We start from the raw sequence: 20,826 nt of genomic DNA, 5'->3' as shown, positions 1-20,826 counted from the left end.
CAAAATCACTCAACCTGAGATTAATCCCTCAATAGCACTCTTGAACTAATTGAGAGAGTCTTCGACACTTTGCGTGTATTCCATTCATTAGCGCGGTACACCCAATACTATCCAAGTGGATAAGTTTTGAAAACCCAATCTTACTGAAAGAAATTTTATTCCCTGAGTTGTATTCATCGCCAGCAGGATCTGTACACAAGTCTATACTCCAGCAGGACAGTCCTCCTGTAGTTATCAAAGAAATAAATACTGAAAATTCTGCCAACTCAGAAATCCAGAGAGAACATTAGCGACATGTCCCTATCCAGCATGCTTATGCGGGCGCGCCCCATGGTAGAGCGGGCACTGCGCGAGCTTAGCCCTCCTTTTACACTTTTTTTTTCAATTAGTGACGCCAAACAACGTGCTGAAGTTCGGCATATTAACGCGCAAGACTTTCCCAATGCTTGGCAGGAACTTGCTGGAGATATTCGTAAAGCAGCAAACCAGGCGAGGATAGAACCCTGCTGGTTAAGGATAGATTGGGTAACCAGAAAGAGCACAATGACCTTGGCCGGCCTTTATGAACTTTTGCAGGAAACCAAGCGTTCCTATTTCCGCTATGGTTTGGCCTTGGACGTCGACTGTAAAATAGCCTTTCTTGAGCAGGAGCTGAATGCCAATGCCATGCTCTATGGCGGCAACAAAATCGACCATGCCTTTCTCAATGAAAAGAACTTCCTTTCCTATAGTAAGAAACGCTTTGGCCAGCTAGGAGAACTGGTATTCTCTGATGAAATGAGCGTTGTACTCCTATCTACTGAAGGAATATTCTGTGAAGTGGATCAGGAGCCTGTAGCCTTACATGGTGCGGGGCTGGACGCCGGTCGCCGGCTTGTTGAGAGCCTGGACACCCAACAAGCCACCGAGCTTATTGAAAATGGCAGCCGTTACCTGGCTAACCAGGTAAAACCCAGCGGGCTTTTCCACTACGGATGGCATGCCTGCTTTGATCGGGAGATCAATACCTACAACAACCTGCGTCACGCCAGCAGCACCTATGCGATGATTGAGGCATGGGAGGTCACGAATGACGCCCTTCTTCTGGAAGCTATCCGGCGCTCACTCAACTTCCTCACAAAAAAACTGATTAAAACCATCCCTCTCCACTCCGGAGAATTAGGCGCTTTTCTGGTAGAACCAAATGACGAGATCAAACTCGGAGGCAATGCCGTAAGCTTGTTGGCGCTAGTGAAGTACTCAGAAGTAATGCAAACCCAGGAGTATGCAGAACTGATTGAGCAGTTGGCCCTGGGTATTGAATTTATGCAAAACCCGGAAAGTGGCCAGTTTTGCCATGTCCTCGAATACCCTACTCTCGAAATCAAGGACTTGCATCGTGTGATTTACTACGACGGCGAAGCAGCATTTGGTCTAATGCGCCTGTATGGATGGAGCAAGGATGCGCGCTGGTTGGCACTAGTGGAAAAAGCATTTCACTACTTTATTATATCCGGCCATTGGCGTGCTCACGATCACTGGTTAAGCTATTGCGTCAATGAACTCACCATTTATCGACCTGAAGAAAAGTACTACCAGTTTGGCATTCGCAATTTCGTCAATTACTTGGACTTCGTCGAAAACCGTATCACCACTTTTCCCACCTTGCTTGAGTTGATGATGGCCGCAGAAAAAATGATTGTGCGGCTGCGCCAGCAAAGCGAATTCCAATATTTACTTGATCAAGTTGATCTTGAACACTTCTATCGGGCCTTACACAAGCGAGCTGCATATCTATTGAATGGATACTTCTGGCCCGAGTTCGCTATGTTCTTCAAAAGCCCGGAAAAAATCCTGGGTAGTTTCTTTATTCGCCATCATGCGTTCAGGATAAGGATCGATGATGTTGAGCACTACTTGTCAGGATTTGTTGCCTATAGGAAATTTCTGCTCGCGCAAAGCACTTTAAACCAGCCCAATCAAAAAAACTTCGCCAATGAAGTACCGAACACAACTGAAGAAGAGCAGCTACAACCCGGGGCAGAAACACTGCCCGTGCTCGCATGGGGTGGTGATGTAAACCTCGGCAGACGCCAACACTACCGCACAGCACAACTGGGGGTCGAAGAGGTACTAGGGAAGATACCCGCCCTAAAAAATGCAGATATCAGTGTAATAAATCTTGAATGCGTTGTTGCTACCAAGGGGGAACAGGGCGTCTCCAAAGGAGAAAGCTCACCTTACTATTATCGCGCCCGCCCTGAAATGTTATCGGTACTAATTGCCGCGGGTGTTGATATTGTAGCCACTGCCAATAATCACAGCGGTGACTATGGACCTGCCGCCCTACTGGAACAGAAGCAATGGCTGGATGCCGCAGGTATAGGTTGTACCGGTTCTGGGGAAAACCTGGATGAAGCCCTGAAGCCGGTCTTCAGGGCCGCCGGTACGATTAATGTAGCATTATTTTCTATAGATGCGACTCAACCACGATTTGCCGCCGGCCCCACCACCGCCGGCTGTGCCTATCTACCCCCCACCATACCTGAGCTTTGGGAAGAAACACTGAGACCCCGTATTTTATCCGCTCGCAAAAAGGCCCAGGTGGTATTGGTTGCGGTTCACTGGGGGGCTAACCATGAAGCCCATCCAACTCCAGAGCAACGCGCCTTAGGTCACGCTATCGTCAATGCCGGAGCGGACGGGATCCTCGGTAGCAGCGCACATAACCTGCAAGGTATTGAGATATATCGCAACCGGCCTATTATCCACGACGCTGGAGACTTACTATTTGATGCAGTCCGTAACAGCCTCGCAGATAGTGGTATTTTCTGTTTGCAACTCAGTACGCAAGGCATTGAACAAGTCACCTTTGTACCTGTGGGTTCTGGCTTTGGTTTCAGTAAACAGTTGAGTGGCGAGGAGGCGGTGAATCGTAGCCAGCAATTTGCCAACCAATGCCTTCCACTGGGGACAAACTTGCGCTTGCACGAGAACGGTACAGCAACCGTAAAGCTGACGCCTCCCCAACGTGACACAGTAAATCTCCCAACGCTCCCTAAACCCCCTAAACTCCCGCACCAAGTTACTGCCCTTCAGGAAAAATCTTTTGTTATACCATGTTGCCAAGCTGAATCCGTACCTGCAGATGCAAAGATTACTTCAATGAAAGTGGGCCCCATGGAGTTACTCGGCGTGCGCTTTTACCCAAGAGAAATTAAATCCCGACAGATATTATGGGTAGAATCCTTCTGGCGTATAGCAGACGAAATTAATGAAGACTTTCGCCTGGATTTTCGTGCAGAACCAGTTCGGCAAACCACTATGCCTTACTGGGGAAAATCCATGGACCACGACCCCTGTGACTGGCAAATGCCTACCAGCCGCTGGAAACCAGGAGTCATTTACCGGGACCTATATGGTCTGAGGGCACCTGCCAACAGGGATATTACTGAGGTAAACCTACAGCTATATATTGGCTTGGTCTCCAACAGTACCCAGATCAAACCTGTACCTGTTGCCGGTATGATCACCCAGTTGAATTTATCCAACAAAAGTGACAACCGAAAACGGAAAGTCCCCCAATACAGATCTGAGTTCCCCTCAATCATCTACGATCATCCCCCTGGACAAACCTGGAATGCCGAGCAAATTACAGCAATCACTGGCGGAACCTGGTTAGTTACGCCACCGGAGGGATGGTATGTCCGCAGTGTTATTTCCGGTAGTGCATTTATTGAAGAATCACTGGATCCGATTCTTTTTGTCGCTCACACTAATCTCGACCGTCTATACCATGAGCAAAGCTCAAAAACATCAGCGAAATTCTGGGACTTTCACCAGAAGTTACCTTCCTTTGCTAACCGTATCGCCGGCGCTATTGTTGCGCGTCCCGTAGATGGATTACCTGAACAGTTACCGGTCTTACAAGTCGATGATCCGATTAAAGCCATTATTGAATTAGGTTTCGCCGCACGGGAAAGATTTGATGGAGAGGTCATCGCACTGACAGGAACAGCAGGAAAATCTACCACACTGAAAATGATTGGGCAGATGCTTGGGCCAAGGGAAAAAGTACTAACCAGCCTGGGTAATTACAATTCCCGTGTGGGTGCACCTTCAATGCTGGCGAGCCTGAATAAAGATCATGAAATCGCGGTGATCGAGGTGGCCCAAAGTGCCTTGTGGATGAAACGAGGCCCAATCACTCATCGAATCAAACCCACTATTGCTCTGATTACTGAAATTGGTATGTCCCAGACCAATCGAAAAATAAAAAATGTCGAGGACACAGCCAAATGGAAATCACGAATTTATGAGGGCCTGGTCGGATCTGCAATTGCCATTGTTGGTGAACACCTGCAGTGTTTTGACTATGTATTAAACAAAGCCAGAAGGCACGCACGAAGAGTCATTATTTTTGGCGAAAGCTCCAAAGCTGAGATCAGGGTAGTCAAGATTCGAGCAGATGAATTTGGTAGCTGGGTACAATTACAATTTCCAAATCGTGAGCTCGAACTAAGGGTTCCCGCTCCCAGCATCGGCATGATGCACAATGCCATAGCCGCAATTAGTGTGGCCTATGCTCTTAATACGGATCTAGATGAGGCCGCCTTGCGACTACAAGAACTTCACTTGGCTGAAAGCCATCTGCAAAGATTAGATCTAAACCTGCAGGGACATTCTGTTAGTTTGATTGATGACAGCTGGAACGCCACCGTAAGCTCTATGTTAAATGCCTTCTCTGTATTTTCACAAAGTGAGGTGAAAAGTGGTGGCCGAAGAATTGCTATATTAGGACGAATCGTGCATCTTGGCGATAAATCCAAGGAAATGCATGAAAGTCTGGCCGGTCCTTTAATACAAAGCAAAGTAGACTGGGTAATTACTCACGGGGAAGACATGCTCTATCTGCGCGAATGTCTCCCCACCCATATTTTAGGCCCGCATTTTTCCGACGCTCCTGCCCTCGCAGGCTATCTTACAGAGTTCTGCAAAAATGCCGATTTAATTCTTGTTAAAGGTTCCAGAAGGGATTCCGATTTCGGTAAAATTCCTGGTCTGCTTCAGAAGGAATCTGCGGAAAAAATAGATGAGATATCTGTGGAAAAATAAATAGCCATTTAGCCTTGATCTACTATGTGATCTTCCGAGAATTTTACATCACCGAGGGAAAGCATGCTCGCACTGCGTCGTTTAAGAGTATTGGTTTCCAACTTTACATTAAAGGCGATACAAATTCTCAGTGATTTATCCTCCACCGGATTGACATAGTGCAACAACCAGTTTGGAAACAATATCATCCTTCCACTTTTGGGCATCACCCTGACACGCCCACCAAAGTTACTATTTGGTAACTCAGTAGAGATACAAAGCATCCTCGGATCCAAAAACTCAATTATGCCACTACTTTTACTCTTTTCCTGTGATAACACAGAGTGCACATAATACACACCAGACCAAGTACATGACTCATGATTATGTATTTTCAGGTAACTATCCGCACGTGAAACATTGGCCCAGGCATTAGCATACATATCTTGAGAGGCCGGGCTGTACTTTCCCCGGGTCACTTTCATTGTCATTTCACGCGTAACTGATACTATACGCTGCTTTATAATAGCTATTTCCTTACATGGCCATTCAAGAAGATCTTTTTGGGAGTTCCAACTACCCATACAAGAATCTTTAGCAACAGAAACGGAAGACTCCCTATTGAGGATAATATCCGTTAAGTGATTATCTACCTCCTCAGAATCCGGCCAGTCCTTCACTAGAATTGGAGTCCCAAAAGCCGATTTAATTTTGTACATAACACTAATCCTCCCATGTGACTGCGCCTTTCCAGCAATACTTCACACTCTCCAACCTCAATAGTACCTTAGTGTGCATTGCAGGTTGTCCTGATTCAGGTCAATTACACCTCCTTACTCGAACAATATGTAAATATATACACGCCCAGAATCATTCTAACCTCCAATGAGTAGTGACTTTTGGGAGCTCCTCTTCTGGGGAAAATTTTTTAGGCCACATATTGGACCAAACCCAGGTAAAATCCCTGGTCAGGGTAATCTTGTTTACACTCCCAACACCAAAGCCATATCCAAATTTTTTATCAGTAGCCAAATTTGGATCTACCGGTATCCACCTACCATTCAAATATACTTCTGCGGCATGATGATTTGGCTGAGAAAATTCATTCCTGCTTGTAAAGAGAAATTCAGAAGTCACTCTGGCTGGATACCCCATTGACCTAGCCAGGGCAACAAATAGCGCTGCATATTCGGTACAATCGCCCACTCTATTGACAGCTGCATAAAGAGCTCCCCTGGTTTTTTGAACCTGATAATCAAGAATATCCTGGGGCACCTGAAAGGCTGCCAATAGTCTTTCCTCATCCCCTGCCCATTGAGATCGAATTCTTTGGGAAAGCAGTATCACTGGATCAGAGTTTGATTCAATATACTTCCTCGGCTTTATATAAATATCTTTAGGAGAAGGAATTTCTCCCTCAGGCAACTTACTGTAATCGTAGCTGAACAGATCCAAGTTAAATTTAAGTTGCCTGGTTAGTTTGGATTGTGCAGGGATATCCACTTTAAATTCGACATACTTTGTTTCGCCCCTAGTGTGTTTTCTATAAATTAGTGATTCTGGGTAATCAAAATGAATAGACGTTAACTTCTGATTTATAGCTGTTTCTACGGGTATTGATATACGATGTAAATATCCAGAAATATCTCTATTTAAATGATTTTCTATAGTCACAGAAGCAACCAGAGTTACAGATCTGGATTCGGAGGCAAAAATTGCAACAGAATACAAAATCCCACAAGAGAAAAAATATAGCGTTACTAAAGTCCTAACGATCACTACATATACCTCTTACCGCTCTCGCATAGCCTCCTTGGCCCGGCTTATCGGCTTAACCAAGTAATCAAAGATTGTTTTGGATCCAGTTTTAATATCAACAGATGCAATCATTCCCGGCACTATCGGAAATTCCTTTCCGACTTTATTTTTAAGAGCATCTGCATTAGCCAAGATAAATACTTTGTAGTAATATTCATTTGGAACAATTTCATCTTGTATCGTATCGGGAGAAATCATCATAACCTCTCCAGATAAACCACCATAAATTGCATAGTCGTACGCAGTAATTTTTACTTTGGCAAGCTGCCCAGGATGAATAAACGCAATGTCTCTTGGTGAAATTTTTGCTTCAATAAGAAGCTGATCATCCAGTGGGACTATCTCCATCAGCTTACCATTAGGAGGTATAACACCTCCTATAGTTGTAACTTCAATTGCCTTAACAATACCGTGAACCGGAGAACGATGGGTGAGTCTGACCAGGGTGTCGGATCGCCCTTCGAGTACAGAGGCCAAGACTTCTACCTCAGCGCTGACATTTGCCAGTTCTTCACGCGCCCTGACCATATATTGAGAATTTAATTCCCGGATTTTTGTTTCCAGTTCTGATTTTTGTCTACGTAACTTGAGCACATCAACGCTGCTGGCAGCCCCAGAATCTACAAGATTGCTCGTCATAGCCAATTCTTTCTTAATGAGACCTAAAGATTCATTCAGACCCCGAACAGACTCTAACAACCCCTGTTGTCGAATATCGAACAACTTCCGCTCTTTAACCTGCAGTTCTTCATGCCCGACTAGTTCTTCAGGGAATTGCAAGGGACTCTGGTTCACTTCAGCACTTAACCTGGCAACGCTTGCAAGTGCCGCACGGTATCTCGCCGAACTCTCCTCCATATTTGAACGTACTTTCGTCGGATCTAGCTGTGCCAATACCTGCCCTTTCTCTACAATATCCCCCTCTGAAACTTTTAACTCAGCCAGGATACCGCCATCAAGAGACTGAATAATTTGTGCACGAGAGGTTGGAATTACTTTGCCAATGCCCGATGATACCTCGTCAACTTGCGCGAGATATGACCAGGAAAATAGGGCAGAAATTAAGAAAAAAAATACCCATACCACTTGTCCAGATCGGATAATGGAGGATTCATCTATATCATCCCCGTATTGCTGCTCATGAGCCTGATGCTCAACATCCAGCAATGCGATTTGCCGTTGCTCAACAGTCAAAGATCTGTCCTGCCATAGTTAGGTAATACCTTTCACTTCTAGCTGTTAAACATTATGAGATTTTCTCTCCTTGGAATGATCCCTGTTTTGGTGACTTGGTCAGTATCTCCAATGCCTTATCCTTTGTTTCATCAAGTACAATGTGGCCGTTACTGAGGACGATAATTCTTCTTGCAAGAGCTAAAATATTGGTTCTATGCGTGGCAACAATGACTGTACGATCAGCACACCAATCTTGCAGACTTTGAATAAACTTTCTTTCCGTCGGTTCATCAAGGGCAGCCGTGGGCTCATCCAGCAGTAAGACATTTGGTTGCCGAATCAACATTCTCGACAAAAGTAGTGACTGCTTTTGACCACCAGACAACCCAAAACCGCCCTCCTGTATCAAATACCCTAGCCCTGTGGGTAACTTACTAACAAAACTGCTTGCACCACTCATCTGCAATGCCCAAAGGACCTCTTCATCACTGGCACTGGGAGCGCCTAATGTAATGTTTTCATGGATAGTGCCATGAAACAGGCTAGCTTCTTGCCCGAGAATACCAATATCCCGCCTGACATCAGCAGGATCTATATGATTGATACTCACATTATCCAGTTGCAATTGTCCTCTCTGTGCTAGCAGAGTGCCTGCCAATGCATTAAGTAAGGTAGATTTACCTGAACCGTTTTTTCCGAGTATCGCCACACGCTCACCCGCATATATCTTCAACTCCGGGATGATAAGGGCCGGCTCTTGTCCATCGCCTCCATACTGAAATACTGCATGTTTGAATTGAAAATTTCCGGTTATTATTGGCTTTGCTACGCGCTTTTCTGACGTGGGATTATCCACCGGCAATTGCATAAGGTGATCAATACCCTGCTTTGCTGACTTTGCCTGCTGCCAACGAGTTAAGACCCTCGTGATATTCGCCATAGGCGTCATCATCCTGGAGCCGAGAATTGAAGCTGCCACCAGGGTTCCTGTTGTTATAGCCCCCTCCATTACCATAGGTGCACCAAATAATACTATAACGGCAAACACTGAAGATTGTACGTTATGAGTCCAGGTCAGTAACATTCCGACGAGAGATCTCAATTTCAGACTGGCGTCTGCAGTTATTGTATTAAAGTGGTTCCACTGTCCTTGAAATCGCTCCTCGGCTTGCAGTGATTTTATATCGTCCGCTCCCTGTATGGTCTCTATCAATATTGCATTACGTAGTGATGATTCTTTAATTGAGTCCTGTGAAAGTTTGGCCAATTTTGGTTGTAATAGCAGCCCCGGTATCAGCAATAAAAAAACAGCCAATAATGGCACCAAAGCTAATGGTCCGGCTATCCACCACATGACAAACAAGAACAGAAAAAAGAAAGGTAAGTCTGCGATAGCAAGTACCGTTGTAGAAGTAAATATTTCCCTTATTCTTTCCAATTCACGAATTTGAGAAATAAAAGTTCCAGTAGACTTTGGTCTTGCTTGGCCTTGTATTCTCATTGCATGGCCAAAAACCAAGTCTGACATACGAATATCAGCTCGCTTACCAAGAAGATCTGTGATCTTAACTCGCATAGAGCGCATAATAAAATCAAATACAATAGCGACCAGTACACCACTGAAAAGCACATAGAGAGTAGGTATAGATTCCGCAGGAATAACCCTGTCATAAACTTGCTTTGAAAAAATAATACCGGCCAATGCAAGTGTATTGGCTACAGTAGTAGCCAGCATAATGTGTCCGTAAGGCCGTATATCTCTCAGAACAATTCTTCGCAACCATTTTTTATTATCTGTTTTAATATAATCATCTACCCTGGCATCGGTAGCTGTTTTCCTTGGCCTAAATATCGCAAGGGAAATTATCTCCTTAAGTAATTTTTCTAGTGGAAGCGTGCTCTTTAAACCTTGATCACCACATAAAGCAAAACCAACCTCATGGTCACTGGAAATAGACTCTATAACTGCTACCTGGCCGCCTTTAAATTGGGCTACGATCGGTAAACGCCAAGGGTTAATATCCGTTTCGTCAATAGAGCAAAATCTAACAGTTAAGCCTGCCTGGCGGGCCATACGTCTCAGAGTATGGTCGACTGATCCAGCCTGATTCCATTGTCCTGCAATGCGAATGCTTTCGGGGGAGCAATCCACTCGGTAATGATGTGCTACTTGAATTATCGCCTCAGACCATGGTTTAAAATCCACAGGGCTATTTTCTGTATTTTCACACTCGTAAACAGTGCCTGATTCGCTACTACTATTTTCACTCAAGGAAGGACCTCCACACCTTGTATTTGCCTTCCATCAAGACTAAATGCATTACGTAAACCACCACGACTATACAAACAATCTATCTTTAGGAGGTGGAGATCATAAATTGTATTATTTTTTTCAATTCGCGCCAGGTGCAGTTCCTGCTCCGCGTTGAGCAGGTCAATTAGTGTACGAGTGCCCAGCACCGAATATTGCTGTTTGTATAAGTCTCGAGTCTCGGCAATAGCGCTCTCTCTATAGTTCAGGGTAGTAAGGCTTCTCATAAGCCCAGCAGCTTCTTCCTGGGCCTCTTGGTATTTTTGTATAGTCAGCAGCTGAGCTGTATCTTTTGCTGCATCTGCGGACAACAATGCATAACCTGCTCCCTCTTTTCCGGCTGAAACCCTACCGCCCTGATAGATAGGCATGGATACATTAAAGAAAATGGCACTTTCCTGCTCGTCAAATGCATTGGCATCAACGTAGTCCTGGTCAAGGTACTGATTGACATTGGCATCTAAAGAAAATGTTGGCCAGGCATTTGCCTTGGACTGATCTAGACGAGCCATTGCCTCTGCTCTATATGCTTCAGCAATAAGCACACCCGGAACTGAGAGTAAATCAAAGGACTGCACATCACAGGCTTGGGCGACATCCTCTGGAACCGACATAGAAACCCTGAACTTGGACTGTAAGCCAGTCAAATTCTGTAGTGTGCTCCTCCACCTTTGCAAAAGGGCTTCCACCTGGTGCTTGGAGGCTTGAGCTGCATTAATACGAGACTGTGCCTGTAAAACATCTGACCTTGAACTAGCCCCCCGCTCTTTTCGGATTTGTACAAGGTTGGCGATAGCTGATACTCCTTCTATCTGCTCTTCAGAGCTTTCCAGTAAAGCCTGATAGCGCTGCACTTCAATAGTGGCTTTTGCCGTTTGCTTGGCCACTTCATCAATCGACTGCAATACCTGAGCCTGTGATCGCCGGACATTCGCTTTAGCTTGTCTGACGCCACTGGAAACCTTGCCAAAATCAAATAGCATTTGAGACACATTCAACTGAATTGCATGCCCATCACCTTCCCGTTTGTACTCAGTATCTTCGCCAGCAACAATTCCTGCACTCAGCTGAGGGAAGTAGGCAGATCGAGCAGCCTTTACTCCCTGTCTTTGCTGATACAGGCTACCGATAGATTCAGCTATTAGTGGATGCCAACCAACGGCTCTGTGTACCGCATCAAACATGCTGAGCTCACTTTGAGCAATCTCATCTTCATAGTCACGATATGAGATTTGTCGAGGACGTTTTTTAGTCCCAGACTCTATGCTCCCTGTATTTATTGCTTTAACAGGCTTGGAATTGATAAATACTTCTTCGCCAATTACCTGAGAGCAAAAGCTGATAGGAAGAAGAAGTGTAAAAAATGCCAATCGCTTGAATACGTCCATGTTCTCACATTTTTCATAAAAGGCTTTATTGACCTTGCGTTTAAATAAGTAACTCCGTATACGCAAGACTTTTAGGGCGTCTAACTAGAGTTTAGCCCAAAAAAAACCGGGCCTTTTGGCCCGGTTTTTCTGTTGATTTTAGATTTTAGCCTCAAGTATCACTAAAGCCATTTTGCTGCCACAGATCTCCCATTGGATCTTCAATGACGGCAGAGTTATCCAAATCAGAGTGTGAATCCTCATCAGTTATCGAGATTTGGCTCATCGACACTCCAGATATATCGTCTGCAAGGTTAAGTTCAAACAACTGAATGTCACGCTCACCCGATTCAATTAACTCCTCAAGTGTTGGATTTTCCACTGTGTCGAACTGTTGATAGTCATTGGCAAACTCTGCCAAGCCCTCCGCGGTAAGGAACTCCTGGTAGTAGTTGTCAACGCCACTATCAATGAAGTCCAACTCGAGCTCAGCCAATTGGCTCGTACTGAGTTCTGCAGAGGTATCGGATAAATCTGAAGTGCTCATAACCTCACTACTATCTGGATCGCCACCAAAACCAACTGTGTTCAGATAATCTTCAAACACACTGGGAATCTCGATCGCCTCCAAGGAAATGATCTCATCAATGTCGATATCTATCTCCAAATCCGGGAACCCCGGCGGTAGCTGACCACCGACATCATCATCACAATCGGCATCGGCGTCCGCATCAGCATCAGCATCAGCATCAGCATCCGCATCGGCATCCGCATCGGCATCGGCATCGGCGTCCGCATCAGCATCAGCATCAGCATCAGCATCGCAATCAGCATCCGCATCCGCATCGGCATCCGCATCCGCATCCGCATCCGCATCCGCATCGGCATCGGCATCGGCATCGGCATCGGCATCGGCATCGGCATCGGCATCGGCATCGGCATCAGCATCAGCATCAGCATCAGCATCCGCATCGGCGTCCGCATCGGCATCGGCGTCCGCATCAGCATCAGCGTCCGCATCGGCGTCCGCATCGGCATCGGCATCGGCATCGGCATCGGCATCAGCATCGGCATCGGCATCAGCATCGGCGTCCGCATCAGCATCAGCATCAGCGTCCGCATCGGCATCAGCATCGGCATCCGCATCCGCATCGGCATCCGCATCGGCATCCGCATCGGCGTCCGCATCGGCATCGGCGTCCGCATCGGCATCGGCATCGGCATCCGCATCCGCATCCGCATCCGCATCCGCATCAGCATCAGCATCAGCATCAGCATCAGCATCAGCATCAGCATCAGCATCAGCATCAGCGTCCGCATCGGCATCGGCATCGGCATCGGCGTCCGCATCGGCGTCCGCATCGGCGTCCGCATCGGCATCGGCATCCGCATCAGCGTCCGCATCGGCATCCGCGTCCGCATCGGCATCCGCGTCAGCGTCCGCATCCGCATCGGCATCGGCATCCGCATCAGCGTCCGCATCGGCGTCCGCATCGGCATCGGCATCGGCATCGGCATCGGCATCGGCATCCGCATCAGCATCAGCATCGGCATCCGCATCCGCATCGGCATCGGCATCGGCATCCGCATCCGCGTCAGCGTCCGCATCGGCATCCGCATCGGCATCGGCATCGGCATCGGCATCGGCATCGGCATCGGCATCCGCGTCAGCGTCAGCGTCAGCGTCCGCATCCGCATCGGCATCAGCGTCCGCATCGGCGTCCGCATCCGCATCGGCATCCGCATCCGCATCCGCATCCGCATCCGCATCCGCATCCGCATCCGCATCCGCATCAGCATCGGCATCAGCATCGGCATCGGCATCGGCATCGGCATCGGCATCGGCATCGGCATCAGCATCGGCATCGGCATCGGCATCCGCGTCAGCGTCCGCATCGGCATCGGCATCCGCGTCAGCGTCCGCATCGGCATCAGCGTCCGCATCGGCATCCGCATCGGCGTCCGCATCCGCATCCGCATCGGCGTCCGCATCGGCATCGGCATCGGCATCAGCGTCCGCATCGGCATCCGCATCGGCGTCCGCATCCGCATCCGCATCCGCATCCGCATCCGCATCCGCATCGGCATCGGCATCGGCGTCCGCATCCGCATCCGCATCGGCATCGGCATCCGCGTCGGCATCCGCATCCGCGTCGGCATCCGCATCCGCATCCGCGTCAGCATCTGCGTCCGCATCCGAATCTGCGTCAGCATCTGAATCTGGCGGCACAAATCCTCCCCCACCATTGCTGTCATCATTTGAAGATATTGCGATAGCAACAACACCAAGAGCAATCAGCGCAGGTACAAACCAGGGAAATGTCGAGGCGGGAGGTGGAGGAGGTGCACCGGCAGGACCACCAGCAACTGTGAAAGCTGGTATCAGTCCCCCTGATGCAGCAAGGAATAAAGGCTCAGCACCTCCAGTGACGGCCAATTCACTGTGGTCTCCATCTGAGTCTTCAAGATAGAAACCAGAAAAAGTAAGAATTTGACCTGACTTTAGGACAATTACAAGGTCACTCCCTTCTTGGGAGAATGAGGCTATCTCATCTGGATCTACGGGTAATTCAATTAGACCGGTACTGGTTAACTGCAAGCTATCCAGCGGTTCCTCAGTTATCAAGCCTGTAGACTTATCAAAGGTTTTTACATTCATGCTCTCACCAACTTCAAACGGTGTAACTTCCTAAATACACTGTTCATGGCCTGAGCTAAAAGACGGCAAATACCACACCTTGAGCTCATCCGTGACTAGATTCACCAATGCATTTCCTTACCAGGATCCCTCCAGAAAATAACTGCGCCAAATTTTTTCGACAGACTCTTTTTGTATGGACGTAAATTAAAATGATTTCAAGCCTGCTCCCAGTAACAATTTTCATCGAACCCGTATTTTCATAACTTTCTGAGTAGGAAAATATACCTATGGATACAGCCCCAGGCATCGGAAAGCACAGAAATGAAAAAATAACGCCAGTTATTGATACTCCTGCCGGGCCTATTTTTGGAGAAATAGATTCAGAATCCGGTACTTACAAATTTCTGGGAATTCCGTATGCTCGTCCGCCAATTGGTGAACTCCGTTGGAAGCCGCCTGAAGAGACTCCAGCCTGGAGCTCACCATTTTTTGCAGATAAATTTGGAATGCCTGCTGCACAAAATTCATCCGCATTAATGGAGGTCAGAGGACAAAATGGAGAAGTACCAGATCGTGAAGAATGTCTTTATTTAAATATATTCTCACCACCTATCACCCCAAACCATAAGCTGCCGGTAATGCTGTGGATACATGGTGGCGCCTTTTACATGGGTTCAGGTTGCCAGGATATCTACAATGGTCGCCACCTTGCATCAAGCAATAGGGCCATAATTGTGACATTCAATTATCGGCTAGGTGCTCTAGGTTTTTTAAGGCTTAAAGATGTATCTGATTTACCCTCGACAGGCAATGAGGGGTTACTGGATCAAATTGCTGCACTCAAGTGGGTAAAGAAAAATATTTCCGCTTTCGGTGGCAATGCAGAAAACATTACACTTTTTGGAGAATCAGCAGGGGCAATGAGCATTATTTCTCTTTTGGAGATGTCTGATTATCGTACTTTATATTCTAGAGCCATCATACAAAGCGGCCACCCCGGCGCAACTCACTCTATCCCTCGGGCTAACAATATGGCATTAGCCTTCCTTGAGCACTTGGATAAGATTTGCAAAGGAAAACCAATTAAAAATTGCCCAACAAAATCCTTATTGCAAGCTCAAAAAGAAATAATTAATGATCCGAGAATGTCCAAAACCTGGGGACAACTACCATTCAAGCCAGTAATTGATAATAAAATACTGAAAAATAAGAGTTCAACCTCATCGAGACCACATATAGAAATAAAACATAAACTGCTTTTAGGCAGCAATCTGGAAGAATGGAATTTATTTAGCGTCACAAACCCTGAAAGCTATGATTTAAACTATCAAAAAATTTGTAAAAATTTAGAGTGGTTACTACAAGAAAACACTCTAAAACCAATCATTAAATTTTATTACCACAAAGCATCAAAATACAAAAGCAGCCCATGGTCTGAATGGAGCAAAACCTGGAATTTAATGCTGACTGACATGGTTTTTACCTTGCCCGGACTGAGGTATCTGGAAAAGTATCAAGGGGAAAGCTACCATTATCATTTTACGCAACCACTAGCGTCGCAACCTTTACTTGGTGCATGTCATGCTGCTGAAGTTGCCTACGTTTTTGGAACCCATGGGGAAGCATCATTAAAGGAACTCTATCGCAGTGAAAAGGAACCTCATACGCTAAGCAAAAGCATGCAGGAAGCTTGGTTAAATTTTGCTGAAGATGGAAACCCCGGTCACACCTGGACAATCTTTGCAGAGAAATATAGCCAGTGTATAGGCTCCCATCCACACCTCACAAATTTCAATGCAGAAGAACTTTTATCTTTATGGCAAGATATACCAAATCAAGTACTAAATCAGTACCTTTAACACGGAATTAAAATGACAAAAATTTTACTCGCCCGTCATGGAGAAGCAGCCAAAGGAGAACACTTTCTTGACCCACCCCTCACCAAACTGGGGAGAAGGCAAGCCCAAGACCTTGCATACAAATTATCACAAAAAGAGAAGCTTAAAATTATTAGCAGTCCGAAATTACGCGCCAAACAAACAGCTGAGCCTCTAGCGCTTAACTGGGGCTCTCATATCGAAATTATAAATTGCGTCACTGAAATTCCAACCCCAAAGGGAATACCATCTAATCAACGACCCTCATGGATACGTTCACTTTTGAATCAAGAGTGGAGTTTAAATGATAGCCCACAAGTAGAATGGCGCAATCGTATTTTTAATTACTTACTAAATATAAATGAGGACACTATCATCTATTGCCACTTCATGGTAATCAACTCAATAGTGGCTCAACTGCGCGAAAATAATAGAGTTCAGCAGTTTCATCCAGATTACGCCTCCATCACTGAACTAAAGAATGATGGCACCAAGTTGCATTTGGTACAACTTGGTAGTGAAAAAAGAAGCCACATTCTATAAAAGCACTCAGTGCACACTAGACATAAAAACCTTCAGGTCACTTATGCACCTAAATATATCTAATTAAAAATCTTAATTTTATTCATTACAATCCACTTCGAAAACAGACCCTACCCCACCATTAGCAAATAAAATCACGAGGTTTAAATTTTTAATGGGATACCCCTAAATAATTTCACCCCAAAAAACCAGCAAATAAAATTTGAAACCCTTATAGTGAAATAAGATTACATATCATAAATCAACTCTTCATTGATCAAGTTAACTATTAATTGCGTCATACATATGCCTAATTGCCTCACCTATAGAACTAGAGTAAATACCGGCATTACCACCTAGTTTTCTTTCCTCCATGAAAGATCACCGAATGAATTATTTATGGGGCTGCAAGATGATCTGCTAGCAGCATAAAGGGGTTGCAGTTATTACTTGAAACCAAGCCATATTGAAAGCCATCAAAAAAGAGTTAGAAGTAATCGACAAGCAACTGGATAAACTCGTTAGCAATATTGCCGAGTGGCGACAAAAACGTGACCTATTGTTAGGTGCTAAAGGGGTCGGAAATGTATTGACCTACACCCTAATGAGCGAACTACCTGAATTGGGAAAACTGAACAGAAAAGAGATTGCTGCACTCGTTGGTATCGCCCCAATGAACCGCGATAGCGGCAGCTTCCAGGGCAAGAGATATATTCGAGGCGGAAGGCATCGCGTACGCACAGTTCTGTTTGTTTCCATCATGTCGGCCATCCAGTGCCATCCTAAATTAAAGCCAATGTATAAACGCTTAGTCGACGCTGGCAAGCCTAAGAAAGTGGCCCTCATTGCATGTATGAGAAAGCAACTTACCATTCTGAATACGATGGTAAAAAACAACACATACTGGGATGAAAATATGGCTTAAAAGCTTGACGAAGAACCATAGTCACTTGTTATGCATTAGACCGTGCTCGAAGTACTCTGTACAAAAACCAAACTATACAACTGGCAATACTAAGCACAAATGTAATCACACCAAAGTAGATAATGCCACCAAACAAGCCTGCCTCAAACTCTAAGTTCAGTGCAAAAGTGGCTGCTACGCCAATAATGAAGCAGCCCAATGTAGCAAGATATGGGTTAACCCCAAATTGATTTGGTCGGAACCACTTAAATAACGACCACACCAACAACGCAGGACCTAAGAAGACTATCTGAATCAGTAAAGCGAAGACTAAAAGCACTTATGAGTCCTTGGTTCACTTAGATGCATAACGCCGCGCTCAGCCGCAGCTTACTTTGTGCGCCTTTTGCGCGAAAATGGGAGCGACAGCGACCGCGCAAAAGGTGCACAAAGTAAGCTGTCGGCTGCAGTGCCTTGTTATGTTGTCGAGGTACCAAAGAACGCTATGATTGCCTCATTTTTTATGCTTTCGAACTCTTCTTTGGTAATTCTACCCGATTCGAGATCTGATTTTGCTTCAGACATTTTTCGACGATACTCCATTTCTAGCATCCCTAAAATATACCCATATTTTTCTCTTGTTATACTACCTGAATGCAACTCTTTGAGTGCTGTAGCTTCACTCCACCTTACTCCTAAAGGTGCCTCTGGTATTGCAAAATCCTTAGAAGCAAAATCCGAATCATTTAACACATAGCCTTGCTTCATTGCCCTTTCTGCACACTTATAATTGTAGTAATCAACCATATGAGATGCTGCATGCCAATCAATAAAAGCATTACGGCATACTTTTGTTAGATCCGGGTCTTTAGCGTGCGTCAATTTTACTGTTTTCATCGAGCAAGCTACGAGAATACTCATAACAAACCCGAAAAATACACTTTTAATTATCTTCATTTTTTGTACGAACCAGCAAACAACATAACGCCGCAAACAGCGGCAGATTTGTAGCGGCGAAGCCGCGGAAAGAAGCCTCCCCCCTTAAAGTAGACGCCACCTTATATTCATCTTATGCGGCCATTCTTTCATATTCATCTGGGCTTTTGAACCCAAGTGAACCATGTCTTCTTTTAAAATTATAGTACCTATCAAGATACCAAGTTAAGTTAGCTCTTAGCTCCTCAACGGACTCAAAATTAAATCCTTTAAAACTCTCAGTTTTCAGTGTTTGAAAAAATGATTCTACATACACATTGTCATTCATAAACCCTGGACGATTCATGCTCGGCTCAATACCCAGTTCTTTGAGTCGGTTTTGGTATGCATAAGCACCGTACTCAGACCCACGGTCGCTGTGAAATATTAGATCTGATTCTATATTTCTGCGACGGACAGCTTTATTTAGCGCTGACAGTGTTAGTTCAACGGTTCGAGTATCCGATAGCTCCCAACCCAACACTTTCCGGGAGTAAAGATCAATAATCACTGCTAAATATTGCCATTGCCCATTGATCTTCAGATAGGTTACATCACCAGCCCATTGAGAGTCTGGCTTACTCGGCATACCATGCTCTCTTTGTAAATTTTCAACCTTAATGCAAGGATTTCCAGGCAAAGGGCGTCGACGATAGATCCTTCCAGCTTTCCCCACGATTCCAGCCTCTCTCATAAGGCGTTCAACGCGTTTGTGATTTATTCGTTCACCATTAGCTTTCAGTTCTGCGCTAATTCTTGGACTTCCATAATTACCATCATGCTGCGTATAGATAGCTTCGATACACCCTAGAATTCGCCTATTTTCTATGTCACGAGTGCTCTCATCGCGGTTGAGCCACTTATAAAACCCTTGGGGTGAAACATTCAAGTATCTACATAAGTACCTGACACCAAAGTCTGATCGATTAAGAGCTATGAACGAGAATCTTTCAGCTTTGGATCTTTCAGGTACATTTCCCACTTTTTTAGGAAATCATTCTCCTTTTGCAATTTCTCGACCTGCTTTTTTAGACGTCTTATCTCTTTATCATCGGTTTGAGACAGATTTTTCGTTGTTTTTGTCATACTTATTCTACGGCTGGGCTTCTCGACCAGCTTGCCTTCTCTACTTTCCTGTCGCCATCTATACACCATTACTGGATGCAAACCAATAATGGTGGCGATAGTAGTCGTATCTACTTTCAGTTGATTAGTGAGAGCTACCACTCTAACTTTGAACTCTGTTGAATATTCAACAACTCGCTCTTCACTCAGTATTTTCGGCATTTTTTCCTACCCTATTCAAAAGGTAGGCGTCTACTCAATGGGGGAAGGTTTCAAAAGCTGTCCAGCCCACGTAGTGAGCGGTGCTGCTTTGCTTTGTTAAGCACTGAAGAACGCACGAGCTTCACCCGCTACCTTCTGGAGCTGACCCAGCTCAGTATTTAAGTGTACGATGATGTGCCAGTCTTCGCTGCCTCCATTCCATTGAGTAAGTTTAACCTGAATAGTGACATGGCCAGTGGAGTTGCATGTGAGGGTGATTTCAAATTCGCCCTCTAGGGACTTCCAACTCTCAGCGCCATCCCAGGTAGATTCAAGCTCACTGACCTTGGTGAATAAATTAGCTATGCCGAATTCATCTGTGTATGTAGAGACTTTACCAGTTGCCCGTATGGCTTCGCCTACTACCTCAAACCTGAAGAACTCACCATCTCTTTGAGAGAAAATGAATTGCTCATTTGAAGATGACGACGTGATTAAGAATTTATCCATATCTATGATGCTTAACGCCCCGCACAGGGGCAGACAAATAAGCGCAGCGTTTTGGCTGTCCCAGCGACCAACGGAAGCGATTGCTGCGGTTTGTTATGTGTATTCACTTGGAACGATTGCATATTTTTTGTACTTAACCACAAATTCCTTCGCTTGTTCCAATGTTTCAGGATAGGGCACAACGTCATGATGACCGGAACCGATACGTATTTTCTGAAACCTAAAGCCATGCTCAAATAGAAACGCGACCTTTTTCCATTGCCTTAAGTCAGTTTTCTTGGGTGCTTTGAAGTGCCTGCCAAAATTATGGGATGGCCCACCACAATCTGGACAGGTAAGCTCACTAGGGCATTCTTTAGACAAGTTGAATTCTCGCTTGAATGACT

Annotated in this window: 15 protein-coding genes; 4 read left to right on the top strand and 11 right to left on the bottom strand. The window is 45.5% G+C overall.

From position 1 onward, the window contains the following. Positions 1–294 precede the first annotated feature (294 nt). Complete coding sequence (locus GL2_RS12430) at positions 295–5,094, top strand: CapA family protein (RefSeq protein WP_143730954.1); 4,800 nt, start codon at positions 295–297, stop codon at positions 5,092–5,094. A gap of 8 nt (positions 5,095–5,102) precedes the next feature. Here the strand turns inward: GL2_RS12430 and GL2_RS12425 are convergent, their stop codons facing one another. From GL2_RS12425 to GL2_RS12400, 6 genes are all read right to left on the bottom strand, one after another. Beyond that, entirely contained in the window at positions 5,103–5,792 is a 690-nt protein-coding gene (locus tag GL2_RS12425) for a TIGR02466 family protein (protein WP_143730953.1), read from the bottom strand. A gap of 151 nt (positions 5,793–5,943) precedes the next feature. Continuing rightward, positions 5,944–6,852: a transglutaminase family protein gene (locus tag GL2_RS12420; RefSeq protein ID WP_143730952.1), complete on the bottom strand. Its 909-nt coding sequence runs from the start codon at positions 6,850–6,852 to the stop codon at positions 5,944–5,946. Between the two features lie 12 nt (positions 6,853–6,864). After that, complete coding sequence (locus tag GL2_RS12415) at positions 6,865–8,085, bottom strand: HlyD family efflux transporter periplasmic adaptor subunit (RefSeq protein WP_143730951.1); 1,221 nt, start codon at positions 8,083–8,085, stop codon at positions 6,865–6,867. Positions 8,086–8,137: 52 nt separating this feature from the next. Continuing rightward, the gene (locus GL2_RS12410) at positions 8,138–10,339 is read right to left on the bottom strand and encodes a type I secretion system permease/ATPase (protein WP_143730950.1); all 2,202 of its coding nucleotides are present in this window, start codon (positions 10,337–10,339) and stop codon (positions 8,138–8,140) included. After that, positions 10,336–11,766, bottom strand: coding sequence for a TolC family outer membrane protein (locus tag GL2_RS12405; protein WP_143730949.1), 1,431 nt, complete (start codon positions 11,764–11,766; stop codon positions 10,336–10,338). Before GL2_RS12405 ends, GL2_RS12410 begins: the two co-directional genes overlap by 4 nt. A 151-nt stretch (positions 11,767–11,917) precedes the next feature. Then, entirely contained in the window at positions 11,918–14,404 is a 2,487-nt protein-coding gene (locus tag GL2_RS12400; protein WP_143730948.1) for a BapA prefix-like domain-containing protein, read from the bottom strand. Positions 14,405–14,673: 269 nt separating this feature from the next. Here GL2_RS12400 and GL2_RS12395 point away from each other — a divergent pair, with 269 nt between their 5' ends. The 3 genes from GL2_RS12395 (at position 14,674) to GL2_RS12385 (ending at position 17,710) form a co-directional block, all read left to right on the top strand. Continuing rightward, a complete protein-coding gene (locus GL2_RS12395) occupies positions 14,674–16,245 on the top strand; it encodes a carboxylesterase/lipase family protein (RefSeq protein ID WP_143730947.1) in 1,572 nt (523 codons plus the stop codon). 12 nt (positions 16,246–16,257) lie between these two features. Then, on the top strand, positions 16,258–16,806 hold the full coding sequence (locus GL2_RS12390; protein ID WP_143730946.1) for a histidine phosphatase family protein: 549 nt from the start codon (positions 16,258–16,260) through the stop codon (positions 16,804–16,806). 445 nt (positions 16,807–17,251) lie between these two features. After that, positions 17,252–17,710, top strand: coding sequence for a transposase (locus tag GL2_RS12385; RefSeq protein WP_232053608.1), 459 nt, complete (start codon positions 17,252–17,254; stop codon positions 17,708–17,710). A 456-nt stretch (positions 17,711–18,166) separates the two neighbouring features. Here GL2_RS12385 and GL2_RS12380 read toward each other — a convergent pair whose 3' ends face one another. From GL2_RS12380 to GL2_RS12360, 5 genes are all read right to left on the bottom strand, one after another. Next, positions 18,167–18,610: a hypothetical protein gene (locus GL2_RS12380; RefSeq protein WP_143730945.1), complete on the bottom strand. Its 444-nt coding sequence runs from the start codon at positions 18,608–18,610 to the stop codon at positions 18,167–18,169. 148 nt (positions 18,611–18,758) lie between these two features. Next, complete coding sequence (locus GL2_RS12375; protein WP_143730944.1) at positions 18,759–19,646, bottom strand: IS3 family transposase; 888 nt, start codon at positions 19,644–19,646, stop codon at positions 18,759–18,761. Then, complete coding sequence (locus GL2_RS12370) at positions 19,598–19,951, bottom strand: transposase (protein WP_143730943.1); 354 nt, start codon at positions 19,949–19,951, stop codon at positions 19,598–19,600. Before GL2_RS12370 ends, GL2_RS12375 begins: the two co-directional genes overlap by 49 nt. Before the next feature lie 96 nt (positions 19,952–20,047). Continuing rightward, positions 20,048–20,440 carry a DUF6228 family protein gene (locus tag GL2_RS12365; RefSeq protein ID WP_143730942.1) on the bottom strand — a complete coding sequence of 131 codons (393 nt, stop codon included), beginning with the start codon at positions 20,438–20,440 and terminating at the stop codon, positions 20,048–20,050. Positions 20,441–20,533: 93 nt separating this feature from the next. Continuing rightward, positions 20,534–20,803: a hypothetical protein gene (locus tag GL2_RS12360; protein WP_197736447.1), complete on the bottom strand. Its 270-nt coding sequence runs from the start codon at positions 20,801–20,803 to the stop codon at positions 20,534–20,536. Between the last annotated feature and the right edge of the window lie 23 nt (positions 20,804–20,826).

It is taken from the genome of Microbulbifer sp. GL-2, assembly GCF_007183175.1.
Taxonomy (GTDB): Bacteria; Pseudomonadota; Gammaproteobacteria; order Pseudomonadales; family Cellvibrionaceae; genus Microbulbifer.
This window is presented reverse-complemented; position numbering and strand designations above follow the sequence as displayed.

Coding starts and splice junctions, on each gene's coding strand:
- GL2_RS12430 (WP_143730954.1), top strand. CDS start 295: ATGTCCCTATCCAGCATGCTTATGCGGGCGCGCCCCATGGTAGAGCGG.
- GL2_RS12425 (WP_143730953.1), bottom strand. CDS start 5,792: ATGTACAAAATTAAATCGGCTTTTGGGACTCCAATTCTAGTGAAGGAC.
- GL2_RS12405 (WP_143730949.1), bottom strand. CDS start 11,766: ATGGACGTATTCAAGCGATTGGCATTTTTTACACTTCTTCTTCCTATC.
- GL2_RS12400 (WP_143730948.1), bottom strand. CDS start 14,404: ATGAATGTAAAAACCTTTGATAAGTCTACAGGCTTGATAACTGAGGAA.
- GL2_RS12395 (WP_143730947.1), top strand. CDS start 14,674: ATGGATACAGCCCCAGGCATCGGAAAGCACAGAAATGAAAAAATAACG.
- GL2_RS12390 (WP_143730946.1), top strand. CDS start 16,258: ATGACAAAAATTTTACTCGCCCGTCATGGAGAAGCAGCCAAAGGAGAA.
- GL2_RS12380 (WP_143730945.1), bottom strand. CDS start 18,610: ATGAGTATTCTCGTAGCTTGCTCGATGAAAACAGTAAAATTGACGCAC.
- GL2_RS12370 (WP_143730943.1), bottom strand. CDS start 19,951: ATGCCGAAAATACTGAGTGAAGAGCGAGTTGTTGAATATTCAACAGAG.
- GL2_RS12365 (WP_143730942.1), bottom strand. CDS start 20,440: ATGGATAAATTCTTAATCACGTCGTCATCTTCAAATGAGCAATTCATT.